At 43.5% G+C, this 21,194-nt stretch carries 24 protein-coding genes; 13 read left to right on the top strand and 11 right to left on the bottom strand.

Annotated features, from left to right (window positions below):
* Positions 1-96: 96 nt before the first annotated feature.
* A complete protein-coding gene (locus HPK16_RS07020) occupies positions 97-822 on the bottom strand; it encodes a Crp/Fnr family transcriptional regulator (RefSeq protein WP_181676293.1) in 726 nt (241 codons plus the stop codon).
* 88 nt (positions 823-910) lie between these two features.
* Complete coding sequence (locus HPK16_RS07015; RefSeq protein WP_181676292.1) at positions 911-1,450, bottom strand: biotin transporter BioY; 540 nt, start codon at positions 1,448-1,450, stop codon at positions 911-913.
* A 178-nt stretch (positions 1,451-1,628) separates the two neighbouring features.
* On the opposite strand from HPK16_RS07015, the gene HPK16_RS07010 reads away from it, so the two are divergent.
* From HPK16_RS07010 to HPK16_RS06990, 5 genes are all read left to right on the top strand, one after another.
* Positions 1,629-1,961, top strand: coding sequence for a PadR family transcriptional regulator (locus HPK16_RS07010; RefSeq protein ID WP_036066286.1), 333 nt, complete (start codon positions 1,629-1,631; stop codon positions 1,959-1,961).
* Entirely contained in the window at positions 1,954-2,532 is a 579-nt protein-coding gene (locus HPK16_RS07005) for a DUF1700 domain-containing protein (protein WP_181676291.1), read from the top strand. Before HPK16_RS07010 ends, HPK16_RS07005 begins: the two co-directional genes overlap by 8 nt.
* Complete coding sequence (locus HPK16_RS07000) at positions 2,525-3,553, top strand: DUF4097 family beta strand repeat-containing protein (RefSeq protein ID WP_181676290.1); 1,029 nt, start codon at positions 2,525-2,527, stop codon at positions 3,551-3,553. Before HPK16_RS07005 ends, HPK16_RS07000 begins: the two co-directional genes overlap by 8 nt.
* Positions 3,554-3,605: 52 nt before the next feature.
* Positions 3,606-4,169, top strand: a complete 564-nt coding sequence (locus tag HPK16_RS06995) for a hypothetical protein (RefSeq protein ID WP_181676289.1) — start codon at positions 3,606-3,608, stop codon at positions 4,167-4,169.
* A 70-nt stretch (positions 4,170-4,239) separates the two neighbouring features.
* Positions 4,240-4,740: a GNAT family N-acetyltransferase gene (locus HPK16_RS06990; protein WP_181676288.1), complete on the top strand. Its 501-nt coding sequence runs from the start codon at positions 4,240-4,242 to the stop codon at positions 4,738-4,740.
* Between the two features lie 108 nt (positions 4,741-4,848).
* On the opposite strand, the gene HPK16_RS06985 is transcribed toward HPK16_RS06990, so the two are convergent.
* The 5 genes from HPK16_RS06985 to HPK16_RS06965 all read right to left on the bottom strand — a co-directional run bounded on the left by HPK16_RS06985 (position 4,849) and on the right by HPK16_RS06965 (position 9,108).
* Positions 4,849-5,535, bottom strand: a complete 687-nt coding sequence (locus HPK16_RS06985) for a Crp/Fnr family transcriptional regulator (protein WP_181676287.1) — start codon at positions 5,533-5,535, stop codon at positions 4,849-4,851.
* A 124-nt stretch (positions 5,536-5,659) separates the two neighbouring features.
* The gene (locus HPK16_RS06980) at positions 5,660-6,061 is read right to left on the bottom strand and encodes a hypothetical protein (protein ID WP_181676286.1); all 402 of its coding nucleotides are present in this window, start codon (positions 6,059-6,061) and stop codon (positions 5,660-5,662) included.
* 78 nt (positions 6,062-6,139) lie between these two features.
* Complete coding sequence (locus HPK16_RS06975; protein ID WP_181676285.1) at positions 6,140-6,490, bottom strand: magnetosome magnetite crystal formation protein family; 351 nt, start codon at positions 6,488-6,490, stop codon at positions 6,140-6,142.
* 565 nt (positions 6,491-7,055) lie between these two features.
* A complete protein-coding gene (locus HPK16_RS06970; RefSeq protein ID WP_181676284.1) occupies positions 7,056-8,396 on the bottom strand; it encodes an MATE family efflux transporter in 1,341 nt (446 codons plus the stop codon).
* A 133-nt stretch (positions 8,397-8,529) separates the two neighbouring features.
* Positions 8,530-9,108, bottom strand: a complete 579-nt coding sequence (locus tag HPK16_RS06965) for a TetR/AcrR family transcriptional regulator (RefSeq protein ID WP_181676283.1) — start codon at positions 9,106-9,108, stop codon at positions 8,530-8,532.
* Positions 9,109-9,277: 169 nt separating this feature from the next.
* Between HPK16_RS06965 and HPK16_RS06960 the strand changes: the two genes are divergently transcribed.
* From HPK16_RS06960 to HPK16_RS06925, 8 genes are all read left to right on the top strand, one after another.
* Positions 9,278-10,039, top strand: coding sequence for an SDR family oxidoreductase (locus HPK16_RS06960; RefSeq protein WP_181676282.1), 762 nt, complete (start codon positions 9,278-9,280; stop codon positions 10,037-10,039).
* Between the two features lie 127 nt (positions 10,040-10,166).
* A complete protein-coding gene (locus tag HPK16_RS06955; protein ID WP_181676281.1) occupies positions 10,167-10,634 on the top strand; it encodes a MarR family transcriptional regulator in 468 nt (155 codons plus the stop codon).
* Between the two features lie 8 nt (positions 10,635-10,642).
* Positions 10,643-12,367 (top strand): ABC transporter ATP-binding protein, encoded by a 1,725-nt coding sequence (locus HPK16_RS06950; protein ID WP_181676280.1) that lies wholly within the window; start codon positions 10,643-10,645, stop codon positions 12,365-12,367.
* Positions 12,364-14,205, top strand: a complete 1,842-nt coding sequence (locus HPK16_RS06945) for an ABC transporter ATP-binding protein (protein ID WP_181676279.1) — start codon at positions 12,364-12,366, stop codon at positions 14,203-14,205. The genes HPK16_RS06950 and HPK16_RS06945 overlap by 4 nt, the downstream gene beginning before the upstream one ends.
* 436 nt (positions 14,206-14,641) lie before the next feature.
* Positions 14,642-15,178, top strand: a complete 537-nt coding sequence (locus HPK16_RS06940; protein ID WP_181676335.1) for an AAA family ATPase — start codon at positions 14,642-14,644, stop codon at positions 15,176-15,178.
* A gap of 245 nt (positions 15,179-15,423) precedes the next feature.
* Entirely contained in the window at positions 15,424-16,104 is a 681-nt protein-coding gene (locus HPK16_RS06935; protein WP_181676278.1) for a L,D-transpeptidase family protein, read from the top strand.
* Between the two features lie 136 nt (positions 16,105-16,240).
* Positions 16,241-17,881, top strand: a complete 1,641-nt coding sequence (locus HPK16_RS06930) for a M6 family metalloprotease domain-containing protein (protein ID WP_181676277.1) — start codon at positions 16,241-16,243, stop codon at positions 17,879-17,881.
* A 99-nt stretch (positions 17,882-17,980) separates the two neighbouring features.
* Positions 17,981-18,631 (top strand): MarR family winged helix-turn-helix transcriptional regulator, encoded by a 651-nt coding sequence (locus HPK16_RS06925; protein ID WP_181676276.1) that lies wholly within the window; start codon positions 17,981-17,983, stop codon positions 18,629-18,631.
* A gap of 64 nt (positions 18,632-18,695) precedes the next feature.
* On the opposite strand, the gene HPK16_RS06920 is transcribed toward HPK16_RS06925, so the two are convergent.
* From HPK16_RS06920 to HPK16_RS06905, 4 genes are all read right to left on the bottom strand, one after another.
* Positions 18,696-19,076 carry a PH domain-containing protein gene (locus tag HPK16_RS06920; protein ID WP_036059151.1) on the bottom strand — a complete coding sequence of 127 codons (381 nt, stop codon included), beginning with the start codon at positions 19,074-19,076 and terminating at the stop codon, positions 18,696-18,698.
* Positions 19,077-19,100: 24 nt separating this feature from the next.
* The gene (locus HPK16_RS06915) at positions 19,101-20,318 is read right to left on the bottom strand and encodes a chloride channel protein (RefSeq protein WP_181676275.1); all 1,218 of its coding nucleotides are present in this window, start codon (positions 20,316-20,318) and stop codon (positions 19,101-19,103) included.
* A gap of 26 nt (positions 20,319-20,344) precedes the next feature.
* Positions 20,345-20,554, bottom strand: a complete 210-nt coding sequence (locus HPK16_RS06910) for a LapA family protein (RefSeq protein ID WP_051492796.1) — start codon at positions 20,552-20,554, stop codon at positions 20,345-20,347.
* Positions 20,555-20,781: 227 nt separating this feature from the next.
* On the bottom strand, positions 20,782-21,159 hold the full coding sequence (locus HPK16_RS06905) for a hypothetical protein (protein WP_181676274.1): 378 nt from the start codon (positions 21,157-21,159) through the stop codon (positions 20,782-20,784).
* Between the last annotated feature and the right edge of the window lie 35 nt (positions 21,160-21,194).

Below are 21,194 nucleotides of genomic sequence, written 5' to 3'. Positions count from 1 at the left end.
ATTTGTAACGGTTTCCAAAAGAAAGCGTATTCCGTCAAAAACTTGTCACATCTATGTAATAAAAAACCAGTGATAGGATCATCACTGGCATACTATTTATTCTTTTGTTAGGGAATAGAGATCCGTATACTTCATGTCCAACATCTCTTTAACCGCTGCCATATCATGTATTTTCCATGGCTTTGGTGAAAGGGAAATGAGACCGTCTTGTTCTAATTTACGTAGATTAGTGGCGACATAGGCTCGCGCCAAATTTAGATACTTGCCAATTACTTTTTGTGTGAAATAATACGGAATAAGATAAGAGCCATCTGGTTCAGCGCGACCGAAACGTTCGGCTACGATAACAAGACCTGCTAGAATTTTTTTGTCGGACGGTAGATTAGAAAGTGATTCACGAACGAGAATCGGGTGCGTAAAGTTTAGATAGAAGAAATACGCGTACCAGAAGCTTTCTTGGCTAAAGGTAATTTTGTCGATAACGTACTGGCGCTCGAATCGGAGCAATGTGACTTCACTAATAGCGGTGTAGGAAATGGGCGATACAGCATTTTCTAGGACACTTAAGAATCCTAAAATATCATCTGGACCGCAAAATGTCAGAATGGAATCATCCCGCGCAGTTCCTTTTGACATCGCGACCATTCCTTTTTTGACAACGTAGAAGTGCCGATTGGCGGAACCTTCTTTCATGATAACCTCATTTCGCCGGTAAGTAAGTTCCGTATAAGGTGGTGTGTCTTCGTTTGATTTCATCAAGGTGGCAAGCATTTTGTCGGTATCGAAACTTTCTTTTAGATTGTTGTAATCGTATAGCGTCATATTATGTCCCCTTTTCATACAGATTGTCCTTTTTATTATATCGAAGGAAAGTGGGTTTGTATAACGTTTTCCCTTGAATTCGGAAAATTTAGATCAATTTACCAAAGACAAGGCGCTTGCGGATGCTGATTCCGACTAGTGCGGCAAATGTTGCTTTTAGGATTCCTGGGATGATGAATGGGATAACACCGGCTGTGAAAGCTGTGCCCCATGATAGGTCACCACTGATTTTCAACCAGAAGGCACCGAATAATAGCGTTACGAAGGCTCCGATAATATTAGCGAAAATAGCGTAGGCCATGCTGAAATTCGTTTTTTCGATGAGGTAGCCTGTAATGTAAGCGTTGAATAGGAAGCCAATTAAAAAACCACCTGTTGGGCCAAAAATGATGCCTAGTCCAGCTGTCATACCAGCGAAAACGGGAACTCCAATGGCGCCAAGGACGATGTAAACGGCGACGGAGATAGTGGCATTGCGGGCACCAAGAATCGTTGCGGCAAGACCGACTGCGAAGGTTTGTCCTGTTAGTGGGATAGGCCCGATTGGAATAGTGATTTGGGCAAGAATAGCGATAATAACAGCAAATAGGGCATTAATAATCAATTGTTTTAATTTTTTATCTCTCATAATTTCTCCTTTGTTAACTTGATATGATATTAGGTTAACATTAAAATGTGGAATTGACAATACTATTTTTTTTATTCACTACCTTGCATTAATTAGTAGTGCGTGGTATAGTATGTATAACAAGTAGTGATTAATGTTCAGTACTGGAATTTTGGTAATAAGAAATGGAGGGTTCGGCATGGAAGTGAATGTGCAGTTTAAAAAAGGTGTGCTTGAGTTATGCTGCCTTTTCCTGATTCATAAGAAGGATCAATATGGCTATGAGCTGGCGCAACATGTTTCACAGTATGTGGAAGTTGCGGAGGGTGCGATTTACCCGGTATTGCGGCGTTTGGTGAAAGAGGGTTATTGCGACACGTATTTGAAGGAGTCGACTGAAGGCCCGTCGCGGAAATATTATCAACTAACGGTTAAGGGTGAGATGTATATGACGGAATTAATGTTTGAATGGAAAGATTTTGTGTCGAATGTGAATCGATTATTTGTAGAAGGGGGAGAGCAAATTGGATAAAACAGAATTTCTAAATGAGCTAGCGCTAAAATTGGCGGGACTGGATCCTGAGGAAAGAAAAGAGATATTAGCGGATTATATGGAGCATTTTGCAGCAGGTGAAACGAGTGGGAAATCGGAGCAGGAAATTGTGTTTGATCTTGGAACTCCCGATGAAATTGCGCGTGATATTTTGGCGGAGCGCGGTGAATCATTACCAGAGGATCCGTATTATGTGCCAAGACCGAGTCAGCCTAAAAAACGTGGGGCAGGCTTCAAAGTGGGCGTATTTTTAGCAATGTTGATTCCGAATTTGGTCGTTTACTCCTTGCTTCTATCTTTTTGGGGTGTAGTCGCGGGTTTCATCGGATCGACTGTGGGATTTTTCTTAACTCCGTTCGGCTTTATTTTGGACGCGGTGCTGAATCAAGCTTTTGAATGGTATAAATTATTTGGAACGATTGGTATTGTTGGTCTGGGCTTCATTTTCTTCGTCGTTACAATTTGGATGGCGAAAGCGATGATTATGGCTACAGTGGGTTATACGAAATTCAATATTCATTTGATGAAGGGAGAGAGCAAACATGTTTAAAAATAAATTAAAACTGCTAATTATCGGCGCGGCTCTTCTAGTCGTTGGTGGTATTGGTTTTGGACTGACTTTTGATAATAATAATGTGGATCGTGGCGAGGCTTACCACCGGGAGTGGCAGCTGGCGGACGGTGACATTTCGGTGATTAAATTGATGGGTGATCAGGATTTGCGCGTGAATGTGGCGGAAAGTACGACTGGAAAAAATTACGTTACGATGAGCGGACATTTGTCGCAAGAGGTGATTAATCGCTTGGATAAGAGCGTAAAGGCCAATCAGGATAGTTTGACCATTAATGTGGAAAATGAGCAGGAATGGTTCCAGTTTTTAGAGTTTCAAATTTATGGCGAGCAGACGGTGACAATTCACGTGGCAAAAGGCGCGAAATTGGGGCAGCTGGCGAGCGATATGAGTTCGAGTGATTTGGTCGTGCGTGATGCGACGGCGAAAACGATTACGCTTGAGAGTGGTTCTGGCGAAATTGAAGCGTCGAATCTAACGGCGGACACGACAACTGTTAAAAATAGTTCTGGCGATATCGATTTGAAAAATGTGACATCCAATCTAGAAGTCATCAATGGTTCTGGTGAGAATTCAGTGCAGGGAATGACTGGCGACACGCTTCGTGCAACCTCGAGTTCTGGTGATATCGAAGTGAACCAAATTGCGGCGAAAACAACGACGCTGAAAAATGGTTCGGGTAGTATTGACGGAGAACAAGTGAGTGGCGCGGTGAAAGTCGACAATAATTCTGGCGATGTGGAGTTGTCTGGATTAGATAACGCGACGAGTGTTACGAGTGGATCTGGTGAAGTTGATCTATCGTTTCATGATGTGACGAAAGATGTGACGGTAGACGCGGATTCAGGAGATGTTACTATCGAGATTCCGGGGGCATTCAATGGTTTCTTAGACCTACGAAGCAATTCTGGCGATATTAAATCACCTAACATCAAAACAAGCGGAAACCAAGTTATCAAGGTACGCACAGGATCTGGAAATATTAAAGTAGAGCAATAATTTAGAGGTGGGCTCTCGCGCTCACTTCTTTATTTTATGGGGGAATTTGGTTATGAAGGTATACGTCATTTTGACAAAAACAGCGACAATTCCAGGGCGGGTTATTCAAAAATACACGCGAAAACCGTTTAATCATGTATCGATTAGTTTGACCGAGGATTTGACGGAGGTTTATAGTTTTGGGCGGATTGGGAAACGTAATCCGTTGAATGGTGGTTTTATTAAGGAAGATATGCGCAGCGGGGTGCTTGAAAATGCCGCGACTGCGATTCTTAGTTATGATATCACGGCGGAGCAGCAGATGCGTATTCAAAAAGAGCTGGATTGGTTTTTGCTGACGGCGGATAATTATCGCTACAATTTTTGGGGAATTTTAGGTTTAGTATTACGTTTAGATTTGTCGGGGAAAAATGAGTTTTTCTGCTCGCAGTTTGTGGGGCACATTTTGGAACTTAGCGAGGTATCGGTTGTAGGGAATCGCGCGTTGAATTTTCTGCAGCCATGTGATTTTTTGTATGAAGGCGTGATGGAAATCGAGTTCTGCGGGGCGATGTCGCGTTATTTAGAGCAGTTTGAAACAGAAAATCAGGAATTGGTGTCGTGTGCTTTGGCGTGACTAAAATACCAATGAAAGGGTATACTAAGTGATAACGCTACATCTCAAAAGATGAAAGGGGAAATCACAGATGACAGTTCAAATTCGAAAAGGAACGCTAGAAGATATCGAGGCTATTCAAAATATCGCGGAAAAATCTTGGCATGACACGTATGAGGATATTATTCCACGCGCGGTGCAAGATCGATTTTTAGACATGTTTTATAATTTGGAAACGCTGAAAACGCGTGTTTCTGCGACGCCATTTGCGGTGTTGGAGCAGGATGCTAATGTGATTGGTTTTGCTAATTTTATCGAGCTTGAGAAACGTAAGAGTGAACTCGCGGCTTTTTATTTGTTGCCGGGTGTGAAGAATATGGGATATGGAACGATGTTGCTTGATGAAGGTATCAAGTTGTTCGCGTTGCCATTGCCATTATTTGTGAATGTGGAACTGGAAAATACAAATGCGATTGCTTTTTATAAGGCACGCGGATTTGTGGATTGGGATAAATTTGAGGAAGACTTCTACGGACATAAGTTGGAGACGGTGCGTTTGCAGTTGATTCAGCATGTGGAAGAAGAGGTTTGATACAAGCGTTTCTAGAATGAAAAATAAGCAGGAATCTATGTATACACCATTTTCTAGAATGGCGCTATACACAGGTCCCTGCTTTTCTGTTTTTGAAGGTGACGGCGATTATAGAATGTTCTTCGCTTGTAAAATAGTATGGAATGCTGCAACATCGATTATTAGCCAGTGATCTACACCGATAGAAAGAATCTGTTCTTCTTGTAATTTTTGCAAAATATTCAAGGTATAGTTGGCCGGGGTAAGCGCATATTCGGCTATCGTTTCATTGGTGACGAAAGATGGGAGCTGTGTAACGTTGGTGCTTATTGGCGAAGAAAGTTGCATCATGAGGCGTAGGCTGAAATAAATCCGTTCCTCGGGATGCATGCGGTCCATTAGGAAATGCTCCTCGATATTTTTTCTAGACTGAGTGGCATATTTGGCAAAAATCTCGCCATCAGGATCTTCGCGGGACATCCTTTTTTTAAAGAAAGCAGTATCGATCTTCCAATAGGTAACTTCTGTTAGTGCTTTGCATTCTGTTATTTCAGGAATTTCTTCTGAATCAGATGGAAGACTTGAAAAATCGCCAGGTTGTAGGAGCATATGTAAGTGTTCGTCTAAACCAATATCTCGTAAACAGCTCAAAAAACCGTTTTCTATTAGATATAAGTTATTATTTAGACCGGATAACGGTATTGTAGATCCAGTTTTTAAGACTTCTTGTGTACAATGGTTATGGAAGTCTGCGTCTTTTTTAAGCAACGTGAGGATGTGTGATGCTGTGTCTTCTGCAATATTATTTGGAGACATAGTAAATTACTCCCTTCTGATATAAATATAGGTATCCGTTGTATATACCCAATTATTTGGAAAGTTAACCTTCAATGCGAATACAAAAATAGCGATGAAAATTGGATTTCATCGCTATTTGACGTTAGGTGTTGCTTTTTGTGCTGGTTGCCGCTTTTCCACTTGCTTTTTGACCGCCGCGAATCGCAAAAAAGATCCATGCTAGAATCGCGCAGAGTACACCGCCGAGCAGTGAAATCAAGATGACCATTATCGCGCTGATGAGCTGTAGGATGCTGGTGATGACTACGGTTGCGATCACTCCGAAAAGAAAGCCCCAAATGATGAAGCGTTTCGCCGTCGCATTTTTGCTGAAGCCGTAGAACATTTCGGCGATAGTCGTGCCAACGAGTATGAGCGGTGCAGCGAACAGAATTGCTGCAAACACGAGCTGATACGTTATTTCACCGTACATAATGGCTTCCATTCCAATAACAGAAAAGATCCCCAATATAAATACAGTTAAGTAAGCAAAGATAAAACGCATGATGCATTCCCCCATTTCATCCCATATTATATCACAAAAGCTAGCTGGAATCTTGTTCTCAGCTAGCTTTTATATGAATTAATTGATGGAGTTAAAACGTGGATTATCTTCTTTTGCCGTCAACGCTTGGATACCTCGGACAATATTGAATAGTGCGAGGACAATGGTCATAAGGCCAACTACAACGACTAAACCGAGCCCGATAAAACCGGTGACATTCGAACTATTGGTGCTAAATCCGACAAGTCCGATGCTGAGTGTTGTAAAGATCGCTCCAATTGTTGGTAGGATATGTGTGAATAAAGCCACTTTTGCATGATGTTTCGTATTTTCTGTACCACTAAAAATCCAGATGGCAATCGGTACGATAAATGGTGCGAAGAATAAGCTGAAATAGCTGAGTGCATTTAATATTTTTTGATCGTTCATAATGATAACGTCCTTTCGTAACTTGATGTCTTTATTATACGATAGATCGGTACGCTAGAACCATTTCATTAGGTGACAATTTGGGACGCTGACATTACATTTTTGTAAGTACAGAAAAGTCCTGACACAAGACATCGCGAACTATGTCGTTGGGTAAGACATAAATCCGGCTCTACACAAATCGAGCGAAAGCGTTTGTATTCAAGGTGTTTGGTGAGAATGAGGAAGACAGACTCACTGCGTTCCTCTGCATATTGAGGTTCTAATTCGCTTCAAAGAACCACAACAAAAGTAGGGAGAGAGTAGTTTTCTCGACCATGCGAGAAGTTAAGCGTAACTGCTCTTGTGTAGCAGAACCACAAAGATGTACCGCATCCTTGTTCTAAATCTCCTGGAGGAACGCCTATTCGCGATGCTCATAGGCATATTGGGGTTGTAACTCATTTCATTTCGAACAACCGGGGAGGATTACATGCTCGCGCTGCTCTCATGCATATTGGGGTTGTAACTCATTTCATTTCGAACAACCCCAACAATGCGAACGCTTGCCGCCGATTTACTAGGCCTATAGAACAGATTTCAAGGACCAGACTTTGGAGCGCCAGCGGTATACCATCAAGCCCCCGCGGATTCCTTCGTCGATGATATAAGCGAGCCAGACGCCGACTAGTCCCATTCCTGCGGTGATTCCAAGGATATAGGAGAATGGGAGGCTGACTATCCACATCACGATAATGCCGACGATGAATGGGAAGCGGACGTCACCTGTTGAGTTGAGACTGCTGATGATAATGATGTTGGTGGAACGCGCGATTTCGAGAAAGATGGACAGGAAGAATAGTTGTTTAGTCATCGCGATAATTTCTTCGTTGGACGTGAATAGATGCATGATTGGTTCTGAGAAGAAGTAGATGAGAACGCTGAGACAAACGGCAATGGCGAGCCCAATTTTCCAGCTTCGTAAGCCTTGTTTGTAGGCGCGGTCTACTTCTTTTGCTCCAACTGCGCGTCCGATGATGATTTGCGATGCCTGGCCAATTGAGATGGCAAACAGGGCAACGAATTGGCTGACCGTTGAGGCGTACACTTTGGTCGTCAGGGCGTCGGTGCCCATGAGTGCGATGATGGCTGTGACGACGAGCTGTGAACCTGCGTAGGACATATTTTCACCAGCGGAAGGTAAGCCGAGTCGCAAAATGGAATACATCGTTCGCCGCGATAGTTCTTTGAATTTATGCCATTTGAAGCGGTATTCGACGTGACGATGCAGAAGCCAGATGGATAGGAAAACGGCGATAAAGTTGCCGAAAACCGTTGCTAGTGCCACGCCTGTAACGCCTAAATCTAAATAGGAAAGTGGTCCGTATAAAACGAGGAAGTTTCCTATGACTGTGATAATTCCAGCGACAACGGGAATGTACATAGCTTGGCGAACGTAACCATGTGTCCGCAAAATTGGCATGATCGAATAGGGAATCGCGGTTAGGATAGAAACGCCCCCGATGATTTCGAGGAACGGTGTGCCGATTTCGACTAGGTGTGGATCAAGGCCCATCCATGTTAGAAATTGCGCGGATAGCAGCAGGAAAATAAGGCTGACAATGGCGCCGATTACGACGGAAAACACGATGCCGTTTGTGATGACTTGTTCGATGAGTCGGTGTTTTTTTGCGCCAATCATTTGTGCGACAAGGATTTGCACGCCGACGCTGATAAAAGCGAACATGATGACGGAAAGCACGAGAATCTGATTCGCGACACCGGTTGCTGCGACGGCGTCATCGGAATAGTGCCCTAACATAAAGACGGTGACGTAGCTAATCATGACTCGCAAGAATTGCTCAATAAAGATAGGCCATGCGAGGGAGAATAAGCTTAATTTTGATGCGGTTTGACTTTTATCCATGCGACCTGCTCCTTTCGATAAACCTAGGCGTTAAGTGAATGTTATCACGCTCACAACAATATCTCCCTATTATAAGGCAGGTCGTGATTAAAGTATAGACTAATCAGAAAATGATAACGAACTGTAACAATTACTAAGTAGTAAAGGAAGTGTCGGGATGCACGATTTGGAGCAATTGCTCGGACATATAAGCGGGTGAATAGTCGAAATTAGATTGTGCCCAATAGACAATTAATCCAAAAATGGCGTGGGCTTGATAGCTTGCATGGAGTTCGGGATTGGCGTTCGAATGTTTTAAAACGTCCGCAAAATCGCGAAGAGCAATGCGTTTTATCGCGTCGCATAATTGGTTTTGAAAACCTGGTCGTAATTTATCATCGATGGCTTGTTTGTAGAATAATTTATGGGCGTAAACATGATCGAAAATCTTGACCATCGCTGGTGTCATTCTTTCCACGGAGAACGGCGTCATTTTTTCATAGGGATCTCGGTAGGCGACTTCGAGGTCGGTCAGTACGTCCGCGATGACTTCATCTAGCAAATCTTCTTTTTCTTGATAATGTTTGTAGAACGTTCCGCGATTGACATCAGCAAACGTGACGATATCGGTGACGGTGATTTTCTTGAAGGCTTTCTCATTTAGAAGTGTCAGGAGAGCATTGGCGAAGGCGGCTTTCGTTTTTCGGATGCGGCGGTCAGGTTTTGCGGTCATTTTTTCACGTCCTTTTTCGTTGTTAGTATACATATACCGCAAAAGTGTCGCCAAAGCAACAAAAACCGCTTTCATTACCTATTGAAGTTGGGCGCCTAACAGGGCTATACTGAATGTACGGAGTTGTTTTTGAAACTCTGGCGCAATTTAAATTCGAGGAGGAATAATCATGGGTAAATTAGCTGGAAAAGTAGCGTTAGTAACTGGTGCGGCATCAGGAATGGGACGTCAAATTGCTTTACTTTATGCAAAAGAGGGCGCGAAAGTAGTCGTTGCGGATATACATTTGGAAGCGGCGGAGGAGACGGTGACTGAAATCAAGGCTATCAATGGGGAAGCTTTGGCGGTGGTTGCTAATGTAATGAAGGAAGAGGACGTGCAAGCAATGATTGATAAAGCGGTCGAAGCTTACGGCACGTTGGATATACTCGTTAATAATGCGGGAATCATGGATAATTTTGTTCCTGCTGGCGACATGACGGATGACCTTTGGGATCGGGTTTTTGCGATTAATACAACGGGCGTGATGCGTGCTACGAGAAAAGCATTGTCCATTTTTGAGCCGAAAGAAAGTGGTGTCATTGTGAATATTGCATCAGCGGGCGGTCTATTTGGCTCACGTGCAGGTGCGGCTTATACAGCTTCGAAACACGCGGTTGTCGGTTTTACAAAAAATGTCGGCTTCCAATATGCCACTAAGAATATTCGGTGTAATGCGATTGCGCCGGGTGCGGTAGAGACGAATATCGGAACAACGCTTTATGCGCCAGATGAATTTGGTCAAGCGCGCGCGATGATTGGTATGGGAACGAATCCGCGGGTTGGGCAAGCATCAGAAATAGCAAAAGTCGCGTTATTCTTAGCATCGGATGATTCTAGCTTTGTAAATGGTACCGTCGTGACCGCCGATGCAGGCTGGACGGCGTATTAAATAAGAGAACGAAGAACGGCTCCTAGCTTCATTGCTGGGAGTTTTTTTGCAATGGTTTATGCTTGACTTTCTACATAAGAGTAATATACTTAGTTAAGTAAACTAAATAAAAAGGGGATGCAAGAGAGTGAATAATTCGGAGGAAGATTTAGGCCAATCCGTTGTGAAAGCTTTTATGAACTTCAAGCGGGCCGAGCTGCAAAACTTTAAGGTTCCTGGTTTAAAGCGGTCCGAAACACGGTTCTTGTTTATGTTACATCAAGGTTTACAACATTCAGTTCACGAACAAGGCATGAAAGTATCGGATGCGACAGCGATTCTTAGGGTATCTAAACCTAGCGTGACGCAGCAAATCAATGCGCTCGAGGAGAAGAAGCTAATCGTTCGAAGCCAGGATCCAGTGGACAAACGAGCCGCGTATATTCAACTTACGGAAAAGGGCAAAGAGGTAGTAGAACAAATTATTTCAACTTTTCACAAGAATTTTGAGGATATGACCTTGTTTTTGGGTAAACAAGAAATGGAGAGATTAATTTCGCTACTGGATAAATTAACAGAGTATCTCAACAAAAAAGCTGAGAACGAGGAGGTATAAGCAACGTTATGATGAGATTAATGAAGCGAATGGGCGCCTATAAATGGGGTATTGTACTAGTTTTAGTACTAACATTTCTGCAAGTGCTTGGTCAGCTGTATTTACCGACGCTGATGGCAGACATTATTGACAAAGGTGTTGCAAAAGGTGACACGGCCTACATATGGAAAGTAGGTTTGCAGATGTTAGGCATTTCTGCACTTTCAGGAGGGCTTTCCGTTGTTATTGTGTACTATGCATCCAAAATTTCGATGGGATTTGGACGTGATTTGCGGGATAACATTTTTGGCCGGGTAGAGAATTTTTCATTGCAGGAGTTTGACAAAGTTGGGACGGCGTCTTTGATTACGCGCTCAACGAATGATGTGGTACAAATTCAAAACGTGTTGTACATGATGTTGCGAATGATGGTAATGGCGCCGATTATGTTGATTGGTGGCGTGATTATGGCAGTTGGTAAAGATGCCAAACTGTCGCTTATTTTTGTGGTAGTATTGCCAATTTTACTTGTGTTGGTTGTACTTATCGGTGGAAAAGCGATGCCGATGTTTAAATCGCTACAAAAGAAAATGGACAAATTGAACCAAGTTATTCGCGAAGGTTTGACGGGGATTCGAGTGATTCGTGCGTTTAATCGCGGCGATGATGAATTGAAGAAATTCGATGTTTCCAATGAGGACTACGCGAAAACGGCGGTTGGCGTTAATAGGCTGCTTTCCTTGATGAGTCCGATGATGATGCTGATTATGAACTTGACGACAATCGCGATTATTTGGATAGGCGCGAAATTTGTCGGTGATGGCAGCATGCAAGTTGGGGATTTGATGGCATTCATTCAATATGCGACGCAAATTATGATCGCGTTTATGATGGTTTCAGCTGTATTTATCATGATTCCACGTGCGGCAGCTTCGGCAGAGCGTATTAATGAAGTACTGGAAATGGATACGGAAATTCATGATCCTAAAGATGCGAAAAATGCAATGGCTCCAGTTTCATTGGAATTTGATAACGTTACTTTCCGCTATACAGGTGCTGAAAAGCCAGTTATTGAGGGTATCACCTTTAAGGCTAAAGCTGGCGAGACGATCGCGATTATCGGTAGTACGGGGGCTGGGAAGTCTACGATTATCAATATGATTCCGCGTTTTTATGATGTGGCAGAGGGATCTGTTCGCGTGAATGGTCTTGATGTGAAAGAAATGACGCAGGAAGATTTGCGGATGAAGGTCGGTCTAGTGCCTCAAAAAGCGATGTTGTTTACTGGTGATATCGAGGAAAACATGCGCTATGGTAATGAAACGGCGACGGAAGAAGAAATCTGGGCTGGTTTGCGGACGGCTCAAGCGGAAGACTTTGTTTCGAAATTATCGGATGGCTTAAATAGTCGCGTCGAACAAGGCGGAAATAACTTCTCCGGTGGTCAAAAGCAACGTTTGGCAATTGCGCGTGCGTTGATTCGGAAACCGCAGATTTATATTTTTGATGATAGTTTTTCAGCGCTCGATTTTAAAACGGATTCGTTGTTGCGTGCGGCCTTAAAACCGGAAACGCGTGAATCAATCACGATTATTGTGGCGCAACGGATTACGTCGGTTGTTGATTCGGATCAAATTATCGTGGTCAACGAAGGTAAAGTTGCTGGAATTGGAACACATGAAGAACTGAAAGAATCGAATCAAATTTACCAAGAAATTATGAGATCACAATTATCAGAGGAGGAGATAGCATGAGTCCAGGACCAGGATCAGGTGGACATGGCGGCGGCCCAGGTGGCGGAAGAACCGTGATGCCAACAGCCAAGCCTAAGGAATTTAAAAAGTCCTTGTTTCGCTTATTAGGATATATGAAACCGCGTGCTATCTCACTCATTGTAGTGCTTTTACTCGCGATACTGTCAACCATTTTCAACGTTATTAGCCCGAAAGAACTTGGGAAGGCGACGACGGAGATATTTGCTGGTGTAATGACGCCGGCTGGGATTAACTATGATAAGATTTTTGATGTCTTGTTTGTCGTACTGATGCTTTATTTAGGTAGCTCGCTCTTTAGCTTCCTGCAACAATATGTGATGTCGAGTGTAGCGCAACGCACGGTGTATGACATGCGTAAAGAATTGAAGGCGAAATTGGGCCGTTTACCACTGCGCTATTTTGATACGCGTTCGAATGGTGATATTTTAAGTCGTTCTGTGAATGACATGGATAACATCGCGAATACGTTGCAACAGGCATTGACGCAGGCGATTACGGCGATTGTACAAATTGTCGGCGTTCTGATTATGATGTTGACGATTAGTTGGCAGATGACGCTGATTGTTGTTGCGACCGTTCCACTTAGTGTGTTACTCGTAGCCATTGTCGCTAGCCGTTCGCAAAAGTATTTCGGCGCGCAACAGAAAAACCTTGGTGTGCTAAACGATCACGTAGAGGAAACTTTTGGTGGACATACGGTTGTGAAGGCATTTGGTCAAGAGAAGAAAACGCTTGGCAAATTTGATGTGGTGAATAAAGATTACTACGTCGCTGCGAAAAAAGCGCAATTCATCTCGGGTATCATGATGCCGTTAATGCAATTTGTAGGTAATCTTGGTTATGTGGCGGTCTGTGTTGGTGGTGGTATTTTTGTAACGAATGGTACGCTGACAGTTGGTAATATCCAGGCGTTTACACAATATGTACAACTATTTTCACAACCGATTTCAAGTGTAGCCAACATCTCGAATGTCATTCAATCCACGATGGCTTCGGCGGAACGTATTTTTGAAGTGTTGGATGAACAAGAAGAAGAGGATATTATTCCAGAAAACGTAGAACATCGTGCGGGAGAATCGGATCGGATTGTTTTCGATCACGTGAAATTTGGTTATACGCCAGATAAACCATTGATGCACGATTTGAATATTGATGTCAAAGAAGGCCAGATGGTGGCGATTGTTGGTCCGACTGGTGCGGGTAAAACAACGATTATTAACTTGCTGATGCGCTTTTACGATGTGGAAGGCGGAGGTATTCGTCTTGGCGGTGTCGATACGCGCGATATGACGAAAAATGATGTGCGTGATAAATTCGGAATGGTGCTTCAGGATACATGGTTATTTAACGGTACAATCGCGGATAATATTGCCTATGGACGAGATGACGCGACGACGGAAGAAGTTATCGCGGCGGCAGAAGCGGCTTATGCGGATGAGTTTATCAGACGTTTGCCGGACGGTTATGACACCATTCTGAATGAAGAAGGTTCGAATATTTCGCAAGGGCAAAAACAATTATTGACGATTGCGCGCGCGATTCTTTCTGATCCGAGCATCTTGATTCTGGATGAGGCGACGTCAAGTGTTGATACGCGGACAGAGCTTAACATCCAGCTTGCAATGGGGAATTTGATGGAAGGCCGTACAAGCTTTGTGATTGCGCATAGATTGTCGACGATTCGTGACGCGGACTTGATTCTGGTTATGAATCACGGGAATGTTATTGAGCAAGGAACGCATAAAGAATTACTTGCTGAAAATGGTTTCTATGCGGATCTTTATAATAGTCAGTTTGCAAACGATCAAGCCGTCTAAGTCTCTCTCAGTCGGACGACAAATGTTCAGGCGAACGACAAATGCTCATCTGCGTCGTTAAAGCCTGTGCTACGGTGCTCACATACTCTAGTATGCTCCGCTCCGTTGCTCGGCTTTGCCTAGCATCTAAGCATTTGTCGTCCGCCTGAGGTGTGGCGGTGACTTCAACGCTGGGCGTGAAGAGATTAAGAGATTAAGAGATTAAGAGATTAAGAGATTAAGACTGCAGAAAAACCGCGTTACATGATGTATCTCCAAACTTCAGCGTGACGATAAATACTTAGTTTCAAGGCAAAAGTGAGTACCAGGGCGGAGCGTACTAGAGTACGTGAGCACTGGAACGGAGCTTTTAACGACGAAAATGAGTGTTTGTCGTCACGCTGTATTTTTTGGTTGGTGGTGCTTTTTTGTGGGGAAGATACTTTTATGAGGAGTGATTGTTGTGAGGATTCATGTGGTGGGGGCGTCGGGGGCTGGGACGTCGACGCTTGGTAAGGCGCTGGCTGATAGGCTTGGGGTGGCTTTTTTTGATACGGATGATTATTATTGGGAGGAGAAGTTTTCTGTCAAAAGGGCGATTGAGAGGCGGCTGGAGATGATGGAGCGGGATTTTATGGCGCGTGAGGATTGGGTGTTGTCGGGAGCGCTTTCTAATTGGGGAACGCCGCTGGAACCGTTTTTTGATGTGGTCGTATTCTTGGAGGTGCCGCGGGATGTGCGATTGGAACGCTTGGTGAATCGGGAACGGATGCGGTATGGCGAGGCGATTTTGCCGGGAGGAAGTAGGCATCAGGAGCATCTGGAATTTGTTGCGTGGGCATCGAGGTATGAGGACGGGGACGTGGATGTTCGGAGCAAGAAATTGCATGAGACTTGGTTTCAAAGGTTGGAATGCCCTGTGTTACGAATTACTGGGGATATGACTGTGGTGGAAGAAGTGGAGCTGGTTTTGACTGAGCTTCAATCAAAGTAAAAAGACTATAGAGCGCATCCATTTTTTGCGGATGCTTTCTATAGTCTTTAATGTAGTGCTTTATCTTTGGATTTTGATGGTAGTTGGGCGTGTTCTTTTTTTGCTTTGTTAAAGTCGGTTTGCGAGAAATTTCGCTCGTTCTCGACTTTTTTAGTGTTCCATTTGTGCGAGGCTGTTTCTCTCTACTTCATGTTTGAACATCTGAAAACGTGGAACCATATAAAGATAGTAGGGGGGATTTTGTTGTGAAAAAAGTATTTTGGAGTATGGCTGTTGTTTTTCTAGCGTTTGGGATTGTTTTTGCAGTTGGAGGCAAGGCGGATGCGGCGACGAATGATGCACAGCGATTCAAGTCAGTTGGGGCAAATAAGCAGCTGATTTTGGTGACGACGCCGGGCTACAAGTCCAATAAGGCAACGATTCAGATGTTTGAGCGGGACAGTAAGGGCGTTTGGCAGCGCAAGGCGTTGATGTATGGTTTTATCGGGCGGGATGGTTTTGCGACGACAATGAGGGAAACGGTTGTTCAAAGTCCACGCGGGAAGTTCACGCTAGGCACGGCGTTTGGTCGCTACGCTAATCCGGGGACGAAGATGCCTTACCGCAAAACGAGTACGCGCGATGTTTGGGTGGATGATGGCAAGTCGAAGCTTTACAATTCGTGGCAAGTACTTCCGGTCAACAATCGCTGGAAATCTGCAGAAAAATTGTATCAGCCAGCGTATAATTATGCGTTCGTGATTAACTATAATCCGCTGAGAAAACCAGGCTGGGGCTCAGCAATCTTTTTCCATGTATCAAGCAGTTACACGATGGGTTGCACAGGAACAAGCCAAGCAAACGTCATCAAAATTCTGAAATGGCTCGATCCGAAGAAAAAACCGGTAATTATTCAATCGCCGAGAACGGAATTGAGTAGATACTAAACGAAGGGAGCTTTCCGAATTCGGAGGGCTTTTTTTATTGCTCACCTATGCGCATCGTTTAACCTTTTTTAAATACGGGTATTAATTACCAATCAAGAAGCGGTGAGTTTTGCCGAAATTAAAGGAGGAACAAATCATGCGGCCTATTCTGAAATGGATGGCGCTGATAGTCATGATGGTTCTATCGATATGTACCGCAACGATAGCACAAGCAAGTTCCGCAGATTCCTTACAGGCAGCAAATCAAAAAACGACCCCCGTTACGGTAAGTAAATATCCGAGCGCATCATCTCTACCAGCGCAAGCACCAACGACGGCGATTCCAAAAGTTAGCGCTATGCCAACGACAAACCGCGTACTAGTGATTTTAGTGAGTTTCAAAGACGCGGCGATCAAGCAGAGCGAAGCAAGTTGGAATCAGAAGGTTTTTAGTACGACGAGTAAATCAGTAAAACTTTATTATACACAAGCAACCAATGCCAAAATTAATCTTGTTCCAGCGAGCGAGACGTCGGGTACGGTTAATAATGGCGTGGTTCGAGTGAAACTGAATCTTAACCATCCTCGGACCGGTGCGGCGATTGATACGCGTAACCAATATATTGTTCGGGATGCGCTTATTGCAGCGAATGGTTTTGTTAATTTTGCACAATACGATACGAATAAAAATGGTCGCATCGATGCTGGGGAATTGCATGTGATGACGATTATAGCTGGGCAGGAGCGGGCTTACACGAATACGGTACTCTCGGTTTGGGGACATATGTGGGGCATGAATTCGACTATTACGCCCAAGTTGGATGGCAAAACATTCTTCACATACACGCAATTTGGCGAGATGCATGGTACGCATATGGCGACAATCGGTGTTATCGCGCATGAACTCGGCCACGATTTAGGCTTGCTAGATCTCTATAACACGAGTGGTTCAGGAAGCGGGCTTGGCACTTACAGTTTGATGGCAAAAGGTGCATGGGGAACACAGTCTGGCGATAGTTATCCAGGCCAAACGCCAGTACTTCTAGACGCCTACTCCAAAGTCAAAATTGGCACTGTGACACCGCGAGTTGTGAGCACAACAACGTCTTCCGCCCAAACAGTTTATGCAGGTACGACGATTTTGCGAGTCAACACGAGTTCCCCAAAAGAGTATTTTTTAATTGAGAATCGGCAATTTATTGGTTTTGACCGCGCGCTGATTGGCAAAGTATACAAAGGCGGCATTGCTATCTATCATGTGAATACGAATTATGGTAGCAATCAAACGGTCGGCAAGCAACTTGTAACCCTGAAAGAAGCGAATCAAGGTATTGCAGGCTTTTCTCAACTAAATAGTGGCAGTACAGCAATGTCTGATGCTTTCTACTACGTTGGCACGGGATCTCGAGGAAAAGCGCAACAAATCTATTTGAATAATCGCTCAAATCCATCGAATCGTCTCAGCAACGGGGCCTATCCGAATTTCTCATTCAAAGTGAATTCAAAACCAGGAACGGCGATGTCCGTCACGATTGGTCCAGCCTATCCAGTGACAGCGGTCGCACTTAATCGTAGCGGTGTTTACATCAAAAAGAATACCTCCTTCCAGATGAGCGCAACCATCGCACCAACCAACGCATCGAATAAAGGAATCGCGTGGACAACCTCGAATGCAAAAATCGCGACAGTAGATGCAAAAGGTAAGATAACCGGGAAAGCAGTTGGTACAGCTACAATCACAGCACGAACGTTAGACGGTTCTAAAAAAGATACCGTGCTCATTAAAGTAACAAATTAAATCAGCTTGACAAATTAGAAAGGTGCCTTTATAATATAAAACAAAGGTACCTTTTAATTATGTCTTATGACGAAAAACAATCAAATGGAGGAATTACAAATGAGCGAAACAGAAAACAATTTAATGAAACAATTTATCCAATTTAACCGGATGTTACACCATTACCAAATCCACAATTTACGAAGTGCAGGACCATTCGGCAATCCGTATCGAGGTCAAGGTCGGGTGCTATCCATTTTGAAAATGAAACCAGAGATCACGCAGAAAGAATTGGCATATTTGCTTGATATGCGTAACCAGTCACTGGGCGAGTTATTGACGAAATTGGAAAAAAGCGAATACATCACACGCGAACCATCAGAAGCAGACCGTCGCGTGATGAATGTGAAGTTGACAGAGGCTGGTGCCGAGGCAGCGGAGCAAAGTAAAGATAACCAAACCGACTATAACAAGATTTTCGACGTGCTAAATGATGAAGAAAAGGCTAATTTGCACGATTATATGCACCGAATTACAGATGAACTTGAGAAAGAGTTAGGCGACATTGCCGGCGATGAAGCTTTCGAAGATCCACGGATGCAAGGTAGAGGCGGTTTCCCAGGCTTTGGCGGCGGCAGACCACATCCTGGCGGTCACGGTCACCGCGGTCATCACAGCGATCCAAGATTTTCTCGTGGCGGATATCCAGATTTCGGTGCTATGCGCGACGTAGATCATTTCGGACATCAAGATTTTGAAAATCAAAAATAAGCACATAAAAGCGCGGTATAGAACTGGGAATATAACCCGAGATTCTATACCGCGCTTGTTTTTTTTATGAGAGGATGGCCTGTGCTAAGATTTTTTGTATCTCTACAACAGGTGCGCCTTTTGAAAAATTGATACTTGTGGAAGGGTCTGATTCGCTAGAGATCCAGATTTTTAATTCCACATCTAAGTCAAAATGGCCGGTTGTTTCGACACTGAATCGACTGATGCTTTTATAAGGAATGGTTTTATATTCGGTTTTTTTCCCTGTCACGCCTTGCTTATCAACTAAGATCAGGCGTTTATTTGTGAAGGCTAGGGAGTTACGGATGATTTTATAGCCCGCAATAATTTCTTCATCGGGAATAAGGACATCCACTAGCTCCTTTTGAACTTCCTCTAAGTCTGTTGTAGATGCATTTCCCATAATTTTGTCTAAGAATCCCAACTGAATCTCCTCCTTGAATGATGTTTATGATGCTGACACGCGTTTAGGTTTATAAACGGCCAGGTACGCTGCGACTACGATAAATAGCCATAATTGGAACGGGAAAAATAAGGCTAGTAAAAAAGCAGCGGCTAGCGGTTTCTTCAGAATCACAGCGCAAGAGGCTGTTGCAAAAATGGCGACGATGAATATTGGATCAGCGGGAAGTATTTTCGTCAAGGCAAAACCTACGGCAATACTGGCAAAAATGATTGGAAAAATGTGACCACCGCGCCAACCTGTGCCAAGGCATATTCTTGTTACGAATAACTTGGCAAAACCAATTGCGAGTAAAAGATAGATAGACATTGAATCGTATTCTTTCGCGATTTCACCGACACCGTGTTCACCAGAGTAGAGCATGTTAGGCAGGAAGAACGCGAAAACACCTAAAATCAAGCCACCACTTACGGCAAGCATGATGGGTTTGGATTGAATTTTACGAGTTGCAAAGGTAATGCCGGTTTCGAAAATGCCATACACTTTACCAAAATATTTGCCTGCGAGTAAGAGTGGAATTAGTAAGAGCAATTCTGGCCAAGAGATGGTAGCAGAGCCTAGATTTGCAAATGGGCTTGGGCCGTCATTAAGTTGCAGTAGATAGTAGAAAACCAGAAATCCTGCAGATACGGAGAAGAAGTAAATAATTATTTTTTGGATATGTAACTTTTTACTTATGTTGTTAGCTTCTCCTTCTTGTGTAGAAGCAATTCCGAATAATGGCGAGGCAAAGATGATGGATAGCAATGCGCCGATTCCGAATTCGATGAGTGCGTCGCGTTGCTGGTATGTAAAATGGAGTTTATCGCCGACCCATGTTACAAGCCCTGCGCAGATACTCACTAAAGCGGCCTCCGGACCAAGACTTGCGCCAAACATTAATACGATCAGAGCGGCTACAAGGTTTCGCCAGAGTTTTCCTTGATAGGAAACGCGACCATTTGCATGGAATTCGCCCATGATTTCATTCATTTCACGCGGGTATGGCCCAATGTGTTTTCGCGATAGACCGACAAATACGCCACCTAATGTACATATCAAGATTGGCCAAAATACGGGATCACCGAATAACGAAGCTCCTGCATCCCAGACAAGATAGATCAGGAAATTTACCAATCGAAGGAATAAGAAGGCGATAACGGCTACGAGCGTGCCTAGAATAATTCCGTATAAAGTTAGAACTAGTTGTAATCGAAGTTTCATGTTTTCCATACCCCCATGGTGCTGCTTTATTTATTTTTCCTGAACTTTTTAAAGGCTAGCGTGATTAACGAACCCATAATAGCGGAGCCGAGGATGATGAAAACAAGTGGTGCATTGAAGTGCATAAATACGATGCTAACACGAACGCTATCCCAGTTGGCAAAGGCGAAAATAATAAATAGAATAGCAATGATAATCCCGATAATAGCTTTGACGGATATTTTTTTATTGGCCATGTGAAACCCTCCTTATCTTAAAACTTAAGTAAATAACAATTCCCTAGAATGATTTAGGTTAAACTTAGATACAGCTTGGATAAGCCATTGATAACCTTATTTTACATTAGAAATTAGCGGAGCGGAAATATTATGTGTTTTTTTTGTTGAATTTATTACTAAACATAAAAATGAAATCGAAAAAACCAGTAAATGCGCGAGAAGACGCAACACTTACTGGCTTGACCTTATTTCTCCTGTCTTAGAGAAACAGGCTTATCTAGAATTTCCTTCATGATGATAGCATCCTGCATCTTACCACGAACGCGTTTTTTCGTAACGGTATGGTGATGGTGCATGTGAGTTACGTTTGTATCGGTGCTCGTGATCGCATCTTTAATTACAGTATCTTTGTATCCCGATGGTTGCGGTTTTTTGGCAGGTGTTTTTTTAGTGTTGGAGCGGGTTTGAGAACGTTGCTTTGGGACTTTTGGAAGGTTGGATTTCTCCTCTTCCTCCTTCTCGGTTTCGGCTTTCTTGAAATAGCTGATGAGCCCGAAAAGAATCCCGATAATAACGACAGCAGTACCAAACCAATCACCAATATTATCAAAAATACTATCCATTTTCGTTACACCTTCTTTCTGAACTACGGTGGGAA

The organism is Paenilisteria rustica (assembly GCF_013820765.1).
Classification (GTDB): Bacteria; Bacillota; Bacilli; order Lactobacillales; family Listeriaceae; genus Listeria_A; species Listeria_A rustica.
The sequence above is the reverse complement of the archived record's forward strand: the minus strand, read 5'-3'. Positions and strand labels throughout refer to the sequence as shown.

Coding starts and splice junctions, on each gene's coding strand:
- HPK16_RS07010 (WP_036066286.1), top strand. CDS start 1,629: ATGGAAGTGAATGTGCAGTTTAAAAAAGGTGTGCTTGAGTTATGCTGC.
- HPK16_RS07020 (WP_181676293.1), bottom strand. CDS start 822: ATGACGCTATACGATTACAACAATCTAAAAGAAAGTTTCGATACCGAC.
- HPK16_RS06975 (WP_181676285.1), bottom strand. CDS start 6,490: ATGAACGATCAAAAAATATTAAATGCACTCAGCTATTTCAGCTTATTC.
- HPK16_RS06945 (WP_181676279.1), top strand. CDS start 12,364: ATGAGTCCAGGACCAGGATCAGGTGGACATGGCGGCGGCCCAGGTGGC.
- HPK16_RS06905 (WP_181676274.1), bottom strand. CDS start 21,159: ATGGATAGTATTTTTGATAATATTGGTGATTGGTTTGGTACTGCTGTC.
- HPK16_RS06960 (WP_181676282.1), top strand. CDS start 9,278: ATGGGTAAATTAGCTGGAAAAGTAGCGTTAGTAACTGGTGCGGCATCA.
- HPK16_RS06985 (WP_181676287.1), bottom strand. CDS start 5,535: ATGTCTCCAAATAATATTGCAGAAGACACAGCATCACACATCCTCACG.
- HPK16_RS06980 (WP_181676286.1), bottom strand. CDS start 6,061: ATGCGTTTTATCTTTGCTTACTTAACTGTATTTATATTGGGGATCTTT.
- HPK16_RS06965 (WP_181676283.1), bottom strand. CDS start 9,108: ATGACCGCAAAACCTGACCGCCGCATCCGAAAAACGAAAGCCGCCTTC.
- HPK16_RS06915 (WP_181676275.1), bottom strand. CDS start 20,318: ATGAAACTTCGATTACAACTAGTTCTAACTTTATACGGAATTATTCTA.
- HPK16_RS06950 (WP_181676280.1), top strand. CDS start 10,643: ATGATGAGATTAATGAAGCGAATGGGCGCCTATAAATGGGGTATTGTA.
- HPK16_RS06990 (WP_181676288.1), top strand. CDS start 4,240: ATGACAGTTCAAATTCGAAAAGGAACGCTAGAAGATATCGAGGCTATT.
- HPK16_RS06925 (WP_181676276.1), top strand. CDS start 17,981: ATGAGCGAAACAGAAAACAATTTAATGAAACAATTTATCCAATTTAAC.
- HPK16_RS06930 (WP_181676277.1), top strand. CDS start 16,241: ATGCGGCCTATTCTGAAATGGATGGCGCTGATAGTCATGATGGTTCTA.
- HPK16_RS06970 (WP_181676284.1), bottom strand. CDS start 8,396: ATGGATAAAAGTCAAACCGCATCAAAATTAAGCTTATTCTCCCTCGCA.
- HPK16_RS06995 (WP_181676289.1), top strand. CDS start 3,606: ATGAAGGTATACGTCATTTTGACAAAAACAGCGACAATTCCAGGGCGG.
- HPK16_RS06910 (WP_051492796.1), bottom strand. CDS start 20,554: ATGGCCAATAAAAAAATATCCGTCAAAGCTATTATCGGGATTATCATT.
- HPK16_RS07015 (WP_181676292.1), bottom strand. CDS start 1,450: ATGAGAGATAAAAAATTAAAACAATTGATTATTAATGCCCTATTTGCT.
- HPK16_RS07000 (WP_181676290.1), top strand. CDS start 2,525: ATGTTTAAAAATAAATTAAAACTGCTAATTATCGGCGCGGCTCTTCTA.